This is a genomic window from Nocardia alni (genome assembly GCF_019038435.1).
Taxonomy (GTDB): Bacteria; Actinomycetota; Actinomycetes; order Mycobacteriales; family Mycobacteriaceae; genus Nocardia; species Nocardia alni.
Map to the genome: position 1 here is coordinate 1 of NZ_JAGPOX010000033.1, position 11,590 is coordinate 11,590.

Consider the following 11,590-nt stretch of genomic DNA (forward strand, 5'->3'; position numbering starts at 1 on the left):
GAATGCGTCCAAGCCGTCGAACAGGGCCGCGCCGACGCCTACGTCCTGGACCAAGCACTACTACTGGGCGATGTATACCGCGAACCCGACAAGGTCAAAGTAGTCGGCCAGCCGTTCACCACCGAGCTCTACGGCATCGGCGTCCCACTCGACCACCCGGAAATGAAGACCTTCGTAGACAACTGGCTGAAGAAGATCGAAACCGACGGCGAGTGGACCGAGCTCTGGCAGGCCACCGTCGGCGCCACGCTCCAGGGCGCCGCACCCGCGCCACCCGCCATCGGTTCGGCCTCGGGTAGTTGATCCGCCATCTCGCAATGGGATTCGTGCTGTCCCTGCCGGAATTCATGAGGGGATTCCGGCAAGGGTGCGCCGGGCCGGCCGGATACGAGACGACCAACAGCACTGCGGTGCTTACGAAGTAGGAGTTGGAATATGACAGAGGTGCCCAAATGAGCTGGACGGCCCTGGGTTCGGCGCTCGAGCGCACACTCGGCCTGATCGTGCTGACCTATATCGGCGCGCTGGCACTGGGCATCGTGCTGGCGGTCTTCCGGATCAGCCCGGTACCACCACTACGCGCCGCGGCCACCGCCTACGTCACGATCTTCCGCAACGTGCCACTGCTGGTCCTGCTGGTGCTGTTCACCTTCGGCCTGCCCAACGTGGGCCTGCTCATCCCCCTGTTCTACAACGCCGCACTCGCCATGGCCCTCTACTGGGCCGCGTTCATCTGCGAGGTGGTACGCAGCGGCGTGCGTACCGTCCCGCGCGGCCAGATCGAAGCCGCCCGCGCCCTGGGCCTGACTTTCGGCCAATCCCTCACGCGGGTGGTACTCCCCCAGGCGCTGCGATCCATGGTCCAACCCCTGGCCAACATCTTCATCGGCTCGGCGCTCAGCACCGCCCTGGCCGCCGCGGCGGGCGTCACCGAACTCACTTTCTGGTACCAGCAACAGGCCAATCTCGGCGGTCAGCCGCTGACCGCCTTCGCGGTGGTCACGGCGATCTACGTGGCGATCACGCTCACCGCGGGACTGGTCGCCGGGCGCGTCGAACGAAAGGTGGCGATCCTGCGATGACGACCATCACGACCGACCAACGACCACGACCCGGCGGCAAGGCTCGCGCGACTCCCGCACGCCCCCAAGATATTCTGTTCGACCTGCCCGGACCGCGCGCCCGCCGCCGGATCCGTATCGCCACCGCGCTCTCACTCCTGGCGCTCGCCGCACTGGCCGCCTTCGTGATACGCCAGTTCGCCGCACACGGCCAGCTCGACGCCAGCCAGTGGCGCTCCTACACACTGTGGCCGATTGACAACTATCTGCTCGGCGGCGCGGAAAGCACCCTGCTGGTCACCGTTGTCGCCGCGGCGCTGGCCTTCCCCTTCGGCGCCGCCCTGGCCCTGATGCGACTGGGCCGCAGTCGAATACCCCGATTCCTCGCCCGCGGCTACACCGAACTGTTCCGCGCGTTGCCGCTGCTGTTGCTGCTGTACCTGTTCTTGTTCGGCCTGCCCCGCCTCGGCCTGACCCTCTCGCCGTTCTGGCAGCTCGTGGTCCCCATCGCGCTGACCAACGCCGCCGTGGTCGCCGAACTCGTCCGCGCCGGCGTGGCGGCACTGGATCGCGGACAGGGCGAAGCCGCGGCGAGCCTGGGCCTGTCGCACTGGCAGTCGATGCGCTATGTCGTTCTCCCCCAGGCGATTCGACGCCTGGTCCCCGCACTGGTCAGCCAGCTCGTGCGACTGCTGAAGGACTCCACTCTCGGCTATGTCGTCAGCTACCTCGAACTACTCCACCGAGCCCAGGTGCTCGGCGAATACAACCACACCGTCCTGTCCGCCTACCTCGTCGCCGCAGCAGTCTTCGTCGTGGTCAACGTCGGCCTGGGGAACGTCGCCGACCGGCTCGAACGCCGCATCTGATCGCTCCCCTGACACCGCATCCCTGTATCTGCCGCTCGGAAAGGTCCTCCCCGCCATGTGTCGTCTACTCGGCGTGGTCACACGAGCCCCCAGCCCGCTGACCGACACCCTCTCCGATGTGCTCGAGCCGTTCACCGCACAGTCTCGCGAGCACGCCGACGGCTGGGGCGTCGCCGCCTGGCACGGCGGTGAGCCCGTCGTCAGCCGGGGCGTCGAGCCCGCGCACGCCAGCCTCGCCTACCGCGCCGCGCTGGCCGCGCCCAGCGACGCCGCCCTGCTGCACATACGCATGGCGTCCCCCGGCCTACCGGTCGAGTTGCGCAATACACACCCATTCACGATGGGCGCCTTGGCCTTTGCGCACAACGGCTTCTTCTCCCCCAGAGAGGCGCTGGACGACCTGATCGATCCGGAGATCCTCGCCGGGGCGGTCGGCGACACCGATTCGGAGCGGTACTTCCTGCGGGTGCTCACCCGGCTGCGCGGCCAGGACCGGGATCCGGTGGACGCCATCGCCCGGACAGCGGCCGACATCCGGGCCCGGGCCTCCTTCGGCAGCCTCAACTGCCTGCTGCTGACCGAGGACGCGCTGTACGCGTACGCCGAGGAAGATCCGGAGTCCGAGGTGAGTCGCCGCCGCGGCCCGCAATTCTTCCGCATGCACTACCGCGTCGGACCGTCGGCGGCGATGGTCGCGTCCCAGGGAATCCCCACGGATGGGTGGCAACTGCTCCCATACGGCCGGGTCCTGCAAATACGGCGCGGTGACCTGCGCGTTTCCATACACTGATCCCCCTGGACGGTCATGTCCGGATCTGTGGGATGGTTGTCGTTCTCCGCAGTGTGCTGGAGCGGCCCCGAGGACAAGACTGGAGTCAGTCGATTCCACGGAGAGGGAGCACATCATGACCGAAATCATTGCCGGAGTGAGCATTCCGGAGACCGATCTGGTCCGGGAGGCGACCGCGCTCGTCCGCGAGGCGGCCGACGAGACGCTGTTCAACCATTCCCGCCGGGTATTCCTGTGGGGCTCACTGAAAGCCGCCGCGCGCGGGCTGGACGTCGACCCGGAACTCGCCTATGTGGGCGGGATGTTCCACGATCTGGGCCTGACCGCGAAGTACGCCAGTAAGGACCGCCGCTTCGAACTCGACGGCGCCGAGGCCGCACGTTCATTCCTGCTGCGCCACGGGCGTTCGGAGTCCGACGCCCGGAACGTCTGGCTGGCCATCGCCCTGCACACCACTCCCGAAGTGCCACTGCATCTTCCGCCGGAGGTAGCCGTGGTGACCCTGGGTGTGGAAACCGACGTGCTCGGACTGGACCTGGACGAGATCACCGCCGGCCGGCGTGCCGAAGTCGTTGCCGCCCACCCGCGCCCGGATTTCAAGAACCGTATCCTGCGGGCCTTCTACGACGGCATGGCGGACCGACCCGACACCACCTTCGGGACGATGAACGACGACGTGCTGGCGCATTTCGATCCGACGTTCCAGCGCAAGGATTTCGTCGAGGTCATCCGGGGCAACGCCTGGCCGGAGTGACGCGCACGGCCGGCGCCGCGCTACCATCATCGAATCTGATAACGCCATGCATGAAATGACGACTTGTGATATCAGCATGCTCGGATCGCATGGCCAGGAGGCGCGTGATGGACTTCAAACAACTCAAGGCACTGGTGACGGTCGCCGAGGTCGGCAGCGTGACCCGCGCGGCGGAACTGCTGCACCTGGTGCAACCGGCGGTGACCCGCCAGATCCGCACGCTGGAAACCGAGCTCGGCGTGGAGTTGTTCGAGCGCACCCGATACGGCATGCGTCCCACCGAGGCCGGGGCGACGATGGCCGAACGAGCAGCGCGCGCACTGCGAGAACTCGAACGCGCCCAGGCCGAGATCCGGCCCGATCCGCAGGCGGTGCGCGGCATCGTCAGCGTCGGACTGCTGGAGAGCACCGCCGACCTGCTCACCGACGCCCTGGTCGACGCGATGGTTCGGAGCCATCCGGGCATCGAATTGCGGATCGTCACGGGATATTCCGGACATCTGCAACGCTGGCTGGACGACGGCGACGTGGACCTGAGCCTGCTCTACAACCTCACCGGAACGCCTTCGCTGAACGTGACCCCCCTGGCCCGCGAACAACTCTGGGCGGTCGCTCCCCCCGACGCCGGCCTGCGCGCCGACCGCCCGGTGCCACTGCGGGAGTTCGCCGCCCACCGGGTGGTGATGCCCACACCCGGGCACGGTCTGCGAGTGCTCATCGACGCCGCGGCCCGGCGCCGGGGAGTCGCCTTCCAGATCAGCGTCCAAACCAATTCGATGCGCCAGCAGATGCGTTTGATGCTCGCCGGTCACGGCTGGACCATCCTGCCCGCCGTCGGCATCGCCGCCGAGGTAGCCGCAGGGCTGGTCAGCGCCGCCCCGCTGTGCGAGCCCGAGATCCGGCGAATGCTGGTCCTCGGCGTGCCGCGACCGGGCCGCATACCCCTGGCCTCCGAGGTCGTCGCCCAGCAACTCACCCGCCTGGTGCGCGCGGAAGTCCGTGCGGGCCATTGGCCCTCGGCCGGCTTGCCGGACGAAACACCCACCGCCCGCGAACCGGCCGTGACGACGGCCGCCGACCGAATATCGCCGGCGGAAATTCAACCGAGCCGTTTCTCGAAACAGATGGACAAAGGAACCACCTCATAGGGCGGGAAAATCGGAATGCGGCGGTACCCCGCTCGCTCGTAGAGGCCGATCGCCTCGGGCTGCCTTTCCCCGGTTTGCAGGATCACCCTCGCCTCGTGCCGTTGCCTGGCCGCCGCCTCGAGCGCCGACAGCAGACTGCCGGCCACGCCTCGACCCCGATGACCCGGGCGCACGAACATACGCTTGACCTCCAGCCCGACGCTGCCGACCCGCAGCGCCGCGTGACCGATCGGCGGCCCTGCATCCGGCTCGTAAACCAGATAGGTCACGACAACCGTGTGGGGATCCACCGAAAGCGCCTGTCCGCCATCGCCGATCTCGACGTCCCGGTAGCGAGGAGCGAGCTCCGCGTCCATCTCACCACGCAGCAGGATCGCATCCGGATGATCCCACTCCACATCGACGACCCGCAGCGTCGGTCGACTTTCCTTCTGCCCCATGAATATTCATGCTACTTCCAGCCGCAACGAGCTGAAAGACTTTGGCTCGCAATGATTTCAGCTTCGACACGATGAGGCTCCGCGCCCTACCCACAACCCGGAACCGCTTCGGCACCATGATCGTAACGTGTTTGAAATGACTCGATACGGGTATCACCGATAAATGACCGAGACAGCGAGGTCCGGCCATATATCACGACATATGTGCCGTATTTCGTGTCGGGTCGATGACTGCTGACTGCGCGGACGAGTTTACTGAAGGGCGGTTACCATCGCAGCTATCGATTGATATGACGGCGTTCGCGGATGCTCACGCACCCGCGGGTCGCCGCTGTCCAGCCGCACTCGAGATCGGAAGCCGAGACCAGAAATGGGAGGGGAGCAGATTTGTCGATTTCAGCAAATGAATCGAAGAATCGAGACCCGGACAAAGGTTATATTGCACTACTGGGCTGGAGCCTGAACGCGATAGAAGCGGTGGACCGTTTCGACCGGCGCTATATCGTCGTGGCTCCCGAGTGGGCGGAAGATTACTGCGCAGAACACAACATACCCTACATCTCGTGGAATTTCGAGCGTCTGAACGATCGTTCGATGGAGATTGCGACGACCCTGCACGAGATGGGCGTCGACGTCGCCATCCCGATCTTCGAGGAAACCGTCGAATGGGCAGGCGCGATCAACTCGGTGCTGCTCGGCAATCCCCGGCTGCTCGGCCAGGCGATGCTGTTACGCGACAAATCCTTGATGAAACGTCGCGCGCAGCTCGGCGGTATCCGAGTGGGCATCTTCGAGGAGGCGCACGAACGTGAAGACGTCATCCGCTTCCTGAAGCGGGTCAACCAGACCCTGCTCAAGCTCGACGGCGACCCCAACGATCCGATCCACGTCAAGGCCTTCGACAAGGCCGGATGCCTCGGGCATCGGGTGATCCGCACCCCCGACGACATCGATTCGATACCCGACGAAGAGTTCCCAGTCCTGATGGAATCGCATCTGGACGGCTGGGAGTTCGCGGTCGAGGCCTGGGTACACAACGGCAAGATCTGCTTCTTGAACATCTCGGAGTACGTGACGCTCGGATATTCGGTATTCGTACCCGCCACGCCGGAACTCGAGAAGTACCGGCCGGAGATCACCAGGCAGATCGAAAAGCTGATAAAGACGTTCGACATCGAATTCGGATTCGTCCATCCCGAGTATTTCGTCACCAGCGACGGTGAGATGTACTTCGGTGAGGTCGCCTACCGTCCACCGGGGTTCAACGTGTTCGAACTCCTGGAGCGGGCCTACGGATTCAATGCCTATCACGGACTGGTTCTGGCATTCGACCCGAAGGCGACCCAGGAGGAGATCGACGCGTTCTTCCCGAAGGAGGTCGTGGACGCCAAGGGACACGCGGGCAGCTTCGGGGTTTATCCGCGGCGGCGAGTGGTTAGTCAGCTGAGCATACCGGCCGAGACGGAAGACCATGACTACTTCGAATCGCACGAACTCAATGCACCCATGGTGGAAAAAGTCACCAAACGGACGGCCTTCGGAACCCACTGGGGACTTCTGTACTTCTACGGTGAGGACCCGTACACTCTGCGGGACTTGCTGAAACGGCAGGAGGAGCTGGACTTCTACGTCTAGTACGATTGGATAATTCCGGCGGTGACAGCGCGGGAGAGGGAATTGGATTGAAGCCCACCGGTGGAGACGTGACAACTCTGGACAAACGCCTTGCTGGGCTGGATGACGCGATCGAGTCTCTCGCGAATACCAGCGATTTCGGCAAGCAACTCAAGCTGGCCAGGGTCTTCAGTGCACTGCGGCGGTTGCTGGTACTCCCCGGGGGGTGCGCGGCAGTCCGGACACGAGCGGCCCGATTGGACGCCGCCGGTCTGTTCCTCGGTACGGACTGGGCAACTCCGCAAATCCTCGTTCCGGCGCTCAGCACCGGTTCCCTGCTCAGCCCCAACGTGGACACGATGGTGCTGGAGACGGTGAGCGACCTGCGCCTGCTGGCCGTCGCCAAGGGCGAATACACGCACCCGGACGTGTCCGCCGAACATGCCCGCAATCACCTCACGCAGGTACTGGCGATCAACCTGTCCCTGCTGTTCTCACCGCCGACCGAAGCCCAGCGCGCACAACAGGGAAGGATGACGACCGTGCCTCGCGAACTACTCGGCCACCTCGTCGAGGAGGTCGGGTACGAGAAGGTGCTCGAGAACCTCGTCGACGAGATCTGGCGAATCCTGCGGCAGCGCCCCATCCAGGTCGATTCGGTCAAACGGATGATCACGCAGATCGCCGTCGCCCGGACCAATCCGGATATCGATCTCGGCGCCAGCGGTCTGGGTGCGGACAGGCTCATCAGCAGCCTCTACAGCACCACCGAGGCCTGCCGGGAGGATCCGGGCGTCGATGTCTACCGGGGCCGGCTGGAATCGATGGACGACAGCGCACTGCAGTCCGAGGCAACGGGATTCGCGCGCTCGATGCACGATACGGGCCTGGTTTCGCCGTACCACGCTGTCCTGCTGCGCTTGCTCGCGGACAAGAGCGACTACCTGCTCTCCGAGGCGATGGGCCTGTCCAGCACTGGACGTGACTGCCTGCTGTGCTACCACGAGTTGGTGCACGCGCTGATCGATGCGGCCGTGCAGGTCGAGACGGCGCAGGGCATCTACGGGCTCGCGCTCATGCTGGAACGCGGCATTCTCTACCAGCCGCCGGTTGCCCCCGCCCTGTGGCGACAACTGTCACTTCACCTGTCGCAGCACGCACGGGAGCGGTTGACCGCGGTGTTCGGCCCGGTCCCCGATCCGCACACCCGGCTGCTGTCGGGCATGCTCTCGATGCTGGGTCTGCCGTTGGGCGTCGGTCAGGGGGACAATCCGACGTGCCAGTCGGCCCGGGCGTTGTCGATGTGGGCGTACAACGATCCCGACTATCTCCTGCAGACGCTGGCCTGGGCGGCACGGGACGACGAGATCGTCATGCATTTCGAGGGGCAGAGCATCTCGTCCCGGGACCTCGACGCGGGTGTCGCCGTCGCACTGCCGAACGATCTGGATCCGGTCTCGATGCTCGTTGTCCCGCACCTGGACCGGATCTACGCGGAGATGGGACGACGATGCATCGGTCGCGAGGGCGACCCGCACCGCTGGGTCAATCCCGAGTTCCACGGCTGGTGGTCCGGACGGGGGTTCCGTATCAACGTCGACGTGGCGACCGGGCAACTGATCGGGCTCGACGAGTTCATCAGGCACTTCTATGCCTGCTATCACCCTCTCTACAACGGCAACCAACCGCTGATTCACCCGCAACCGGCCGGTATCGCCGCCACCGACAGCGCTGCCCGCTTCGTCGGCTGGCACGCGATCACCGTGCTGCGAGTCAGTCTGGACCCCGAAGGAACAATGCGGGTCTACTTCTACAACCCCAACAACGACAGCGGCCAGGACTGGGGCGACGGCGTGGTCGTCGGCACCGCCGGGCGCGGTGAACGATTCGGTGAAGCGTCGCTGCCCTTCGAGCAGTTCGCCTCACGCCTGTACATCTTCCACCACGACCCCCTCGAATCCGGTGAACTGGCGGCGGTCGCCGCCGACGAACTCGATCGGGTCGTCGGCTACATGCGGCGCAGCTGGGGGGCGGACCGGATGTCGGCGGCGTAGCCCCCTTCGTCACCGCAGATGTGTCGCGACACGAAGCTGATCCAGGAAACGCTCGTCGTAGCCGGGAACGAGGTAGTGGCACAGCGACAGCCTGACCAGGGTCATGGCCACCACCTCTGGATCGGGCACCTGCCCCTCGAGCACGGGCGTCATCAGCTCGACCAGCGTCGGTAGCGCCCGGCCCATCTGCTCGAGCACCAGCCCGGGTTCGATCTCGACGAGCCCGCGCATCTCGTACGAGCGGTAGAAGTCCGCGAGAAACCGCAACAGGGCCTGCACCCGTTCACGACCCGTAAGCCCCTCGATCGCCCGGCCGAGCCCCTCGCGAATCAGCTGTACTTCGAACTCGCCGAAGGCTGTCAGCAACTCGTCCTTCGAGGAATACGCCTTGTACAGGGTGGGCCGCGAGATCCCCGCCTGTGCCGCGACCTCACCAACGCTCCCCGGACTGTCCGGGGAGCGTTGGTTCGTTCGGCCGGAACTACTGTGCCCAGTCGGTGATCCGTCCCCTGGCTTGGAAACGGAGAGCGGGGTCTGCGTAGCGAGCCTCCGGAACGGCGTAGAGGGCGTCCACCGCGGCCCGCTGGATGGCGAAACCGGAAGCGTAGGCGGCTGTTTCGGCGTCGGAGGCGGGGAGGCTCGCGAGGTCCAGCAGGGTTTTCATTACGTCGTTCATGCGGCCGCTCCTTGGGTGAGGGGTTGAGGTGCTTGTCGGTGCCATTCGGTGGACTGCTGGAAAACGTCTGCGACACGCAGGATTTCGGCCTCGGCGAAGGCGGGACCCGCCAGCTGGAGCGACAGCGGCAGACCGGCGGCGGTGAATCCCATGGGCACGGCCATGACCGGGTTGCCGACCGTATCCCAGTACGGGGTGTGGATCAGGCTGAACAGCGTGCCGATGTCCGGTTGGCCGCCGGGACCAGTGATCGACTCGAAGGTCGGTGCGCCGACGGCGGCGGTCGGGCAGACGATCACGTCGACGGTGTCGAAGAGGCGCGCGACGGCGTCCTGCGCGACCCGGCGGACCCGTTGGGCCTGAACGTAATCGGCGCCGGAGACCTGCGCGCCGATCGCCACCATCGCCCGGGTGGCCAGGAAGTAGTCGTCCCAGCGCGTGGACAGGTCGGTGCGGTGATAGGCCAGCGCCTCACACCCCATGGTGATCATGTCGGCGGTGATCATCTCCTGCCGGTACGGCAGCGTCACCTCGGTGATGGTGGCGCCGGCGCCGGTCAGGACCGCGAGCGCGGCATCGAACGCACCGGCCAGCGCCGGATCGCTCTGCTCGGGAAAGTGCCCCTCACGCACCACCCCGATCCGCACGCCGCTGAGATCCTCGGTCCACTCCGGAACGGCGAACGGCGCGTCCACACAGTCCGGATCGCTGGCGTGCAGACCGGCGATCACCTCCAGCACGACCGCGCAGTCCCGCGCGCTGCGCGCCAGCGGGCCGATATGATCGAGGCTGTATCCCAAAGGCACACAACCCGATTTGGGCACCCGGCCGAACGTCGGCATCAGCCCGCTCACCCCGCAGAACGCGGCGGGAATCCGGATGCTGCCCGCGGTGTCGGTCCCGAGCCCGGCCAGGAACATACCGGAGGCGACGCCGATCCCGGTGCCCGAACTCGATCCGCCGGGCCAGGTCTCGGGATTCCACGGATTGCGCGGCACGGGAAAGGGTTTCGTGGCGTCGGGCATGCCACAGGCGAATTCCATCGTGGTCGTCTTGCCGGTGATCACGGCACCCGCGGCCTTCAGCCGCGCCACCACCGGTGCGTCCTTGCCCGCGCCCCACGCGGGGTCGAGGATGAGACTCTGCGCGGTCGTCGGCCCCTCCGCCATGGCGATGATGTCCTTGACACCGAAGGGAATTCCGTGGAGCGGACCACGATCGCGCCCGGCGGCGAGTTCCGCGTCCGCGGCGGCGGCACGCTCCAGCGCGTACTCGTCGAACCGAGCGAGATAGCAGCCCACGGCGTCGTCCAGCTGATCGGCCGCGGCGATCGCGGCCCGGGTGAGATCCACGGAGGTCACGGTGCCCGCGCGCAGCCCCTCGGCCGCGTCGGTGAGGGTGAGCGAAATATCTGTCATGACAATCCCTTACTGCTGCCGCGCGAGACGAATCGGAAACGCTCGCCGCGGGTATGGATGAAGGCGACGTCGAACGGCCTGCCGTCGAGGTCGTAGATGATCTGTTCCATCGAGATCAGCGGGGCGCCCTCGCTGATGCCCAAGGCCGCGGCCAGCGGCGCGTCGGCCAGCTCGCAGTCGATGATGAATTCCGAATCCGACAGTGCCACACCGGCGTCCGCGAGCAGCTGGTACCAGTCGGAGACGAACGGGGTGTCGCGTAGCTCGCCGGCCTGGGGATAGCGCACATAGTTGGTCGCGATCGCGACGGGCTCCTCGTTGTGCAGCGCCACGTATTCCAGTCGCAGACACGGCGTCCCGGGCGCGATCTCCAGCCGTTCGGCCACCGCGCCCGGCGCGGGCACCACCGACCTGTCCAGTTCGCGCGGCCGCATCCGGTGGTTGAACATGCTGTCGCGGGTGGGTTTGATCACCCCGTGCGCCTCGGGCAGCGGGGTGGTCACCGGCTCGAGCACGGCGTGGGTGCCGACACCTTGCGTCCGTTCGATCAGGCCCTCGGTGCGCAGCAACGCCAGCGCGGCCCGCACGGTGGCCCGCGACGCCCGGTAGGAGGTCATCAGCTCGGCCTCGCTCGGCAGCTGGCCGTGCGCATACCGGCCGCCGCGCACGGTGGCACGCAGAATATCGCGCAACCGGCGCACCTCGTGGGCCCGTTGCCGCCCCGGGGCAGTCCTCATATCCTCGGACGGTAAGCATCCGGCGTTGC

At 66.1% G+C, this 11,590-nt stretch carries 13 protein-coding genes and 1 pseudogene; 8 read left to right on the forward strand and 6 right to left on the reverse strand.

Translation table 11 applies throughout. The features are described from left to right. From JZ791_RS15075 to JZ791_RS15100, 6 genes are all read left to right on the forward strand, one after another. A partial coding sequence (locus JZ791_RS15075) for a type 2 periplasmic-binding domain-containing protein (protein WP_216895257.1) occupies positions 1 to 303 on the forward strand: 303 nt, incomplete at its 5' end. Between the two features lie 149 nt (positions 304 to 452). Continuing rightward, complete coding sequence (locus JZ791_RS15080; protein ID WP_216895259.1) at positions 453 to 1,082, forward strand: amino acid ABC transporter permease; 630 nt, start codon at positions 453 to 455, stop codon at positions 1,080 to 1,082. Continuing rightward, the gene (locus JZ791_RS15085) at positions 1,079 to 1,930 is read left to right on the forward strand and encodes an amino acid ABC transporter permease (RefSeq protein ID WP_216895261.1); all 852 of its coding nucleotides are present in this window, start codon (positions 1,079 to 1,081) and stop codon (positions 1,928 to 1,930) included. Before JZ791_RS15080 ends, JZ791_RS15085 begins: the two co-directional genes overlap by 4 nt. Positions 1,931 to 1,985: 55 nt before the next feature. Beyond that, positions 1,986 to 2,720, forward strand: coding sequence for a class II glutamine amidotransferase (locus JZ791_RS15090; protein WP_254205747.1), 735 nt, complete (start codon positions 1,986 to 1,988; stop codon positions 2,718 to 2,720). A gap of 115 nt (positions 2,721 to 2,835) precedes the next feature. Continuing rightward, entirely contained in the window at positions 2,836 to 3,474 is a 639-nt protein-coding gene (locus tag JZ791_RS15095) for an HD domain-containing protein (RefSeq protein ID WP_216895265.1), read from the forward strand. Between the two features lie 107 nt (positions 3,475 to 3,581). After that, positions 3,582 to 4,622, forward strand: coding sequence for a LysR family transcriptional regulator (locus JZ791_RS15100; protein ID WP_216895268.1), 1,041 nt, complete (start codon positions 3,582 to 3,584; stop codon positions 4,620 to 4,622). Here JZ791_RS15100 and JZ791_RS15105 read toward each other — a convergent pair. Next, the gene (locus JZ791_RS15105; RefSeq protein ID WP_216895270.1) at positions 4,574 to 5,062 is read right to left on the reverse strand and encodes a GNAT family N-acetyltransferase; all 489 of its coding nucleotides are present in this window, start codon (positions 5,060 to 5,062) and stop codon (positions 4,574 to 4,576) included. The two genes, JZ791_RS15100 and JZ791_RS15105, sit on opposite strands and share 49 nt — an antisense overlap. Before the next feature lie 594 nt (positions 5,063 to 5,656). Between JZ791_RS15105 and JZ791_RS15110 the strand changes: the two genes are divergently transcribed. Together JZ791_RS15110 and JZ791_RS15115 are read left to right on the forward strand one after the other, a co-directional pair. After that, complete coding sequence (locus tag JZ791_RS15110; protein WP_254205748.1) at positions 5,657 to 6,697, forward strand: ATP-grasp domain-containing protein; 1,041 nt, start codon at positions 5,657 to 5,659, stop codon at positions 6,695 to 6,697. Between the two features lie 68 nt (positions 6,698 to 6,765). Continuing rightward, the gene (locus JZ791_RS15115) at positions 6,766 to 8,730 is read left to right on the forward strand and encodes a hypothetical protein (protein WP_308162935.1); all 1,965 of its coding nucleotides are present in this window, start codon (positions 6,766 to 6,768) and stop codon (positions 8,728 to 8,730) included. A gap of 9 nt (positions 8,731 to 8,739) precedes the next feature. On the opposite strand, the gene JZ791_RS15120 is transcribed toward JZ791_RS15115, so the two are convergent. From JZ791_RS15120 to JZ791_RS15135, 5 genes and pseudogenes are all read right to left on the reverse strand, one after another. Next, complete coding sequence (locus JZ791_RS15120; RefSeq protein WP_254205749.1) at positions 8,740 to 9,096, reverse strand: hypothetical protein; 357 nt, start codon at positions 9,094 to 9,096, stop codon at positions 8,740 to 8,742. Next, positions 9,097 to 9,159, reverse strand: a pseudogene (locus JZ791_RS46810) (TetR family transcriptional regulator); the annotation flags it as partial. 52 nt (positions 9,160 to 9,211) lie between these two features. Then, on the reverse strand, positions 9,212 to 9,406 hold the full coding sequence (locus JZ791_RS15125; RefSeq protein ID WP_216895276.1) for a hypothetical protein: 195 nt from the start codon (positions 9,404 to 9,406) through the stop codon (positions 9,212 to 9,214). Continuing rightward, positions 9,403 to 10,824, reverse strand: a complete 1,422-nt coding sequence (locus JZ791_RS15130) for an amidase (protein WP_216895278.1) — start codon at positions 10,822 to 10,824, stop codon at positions 9,403 to 9,405. Before JZ791_RS15130 ends, JZ791_RS15125 begins: the two co-directional genes overlap by 4 nt. Further along, positions 10,821 to 11,561: a GntR family transcriptional regulator gene (locus JZ791_RS15135; protein WP_254205750.1), complete on the reverse strand. Its 741-nt coding sequence runs from the start codon at positions 11,559 to 11,561 to the stop codon at positions 10,821 to 10,823. The genes JZ791_RS15130 and JZ791_RS15135 overlap by 4 nt, the downstream gene beginning before the upstream one ends. Positions 11,562 to 11,590: the final 29 nt, after the last annotated feature.

Excerpts from the sequence above, each read along its gene's own strand:
- JZ791_RS15090 (WP_254205747.1), top strand. The coding sequence starts at position 1,986 with ATGTGTCGTCTACTCGGCGTGGTCACACGAGCCCCCAGCCCGCTGACC.
- JZ791_RS15105 (WP_216895270.1), bottom strand. The coding sequence starts at position 5,062 with ATGGGGCAGAAGGAAAGTCGACCGACGCTGCGGGTCGTCGATGTGGAG.
- JZ791_RS15110 (WP_254205748.1), top strand. The coding sequence starts at position 5,657 with ATGGAGATTGCGACGACCCTGCACGAGATGGGCGTCGACGTCGCCATC.
- JZ791_RS15125 (WP_216895276.1), bottom strand. The coding sequence starts at position 9,406 with ATGAACGACGTAATGAAAACCCTGCTGGACCTCGCGAGCCTCCCCGCC.
- JZ791_RS15085 (WP_216895261.1), top strand. The coding sequence starts at position 1,079 with ATGACGACCATCACGACCGACCAACGACCACGACCCGGCGGCAAGGCT.
- JZ791_RS15135 (WP_254205750.1), bottom strand. The coding sequence starts at position 11,561 with ATGAGGACTGCCCCGGGGCGGCAACGGGCCCACGAGGTGCGCCGGTTG.
- JZ791_RS15130 (WP_216895278.1), bottom strand. The coding sequence starts at position 10,824 with ATGACAGATATTTCGCTCACCCTCACCGACGCGGCCGAGGGGCTGCGC.
- JZ791_RS15095 (WP_216895265.1), top strand. The coding sequence starts at position 2,836 with ATGACCGAAATCATTGCCGGAGTGAGCATTCCGGAGACCGATCTGGTC.
- JZ791_RS15080 (WP_216895259.1), top strand. The coding sequence starts at position 453 with ATGAGCTGGACGGCCCTGGGTTCGGCGCTCGAGCGCACACTCGGCCTG.
- JZ791_RS15100 (WP_216895268.1), top strand. The coding sequence starts at position 3,582 with ATGGACTTCAAACAACTCAAGGCACTGGTGACGGTCGCCGAGGTCGGC.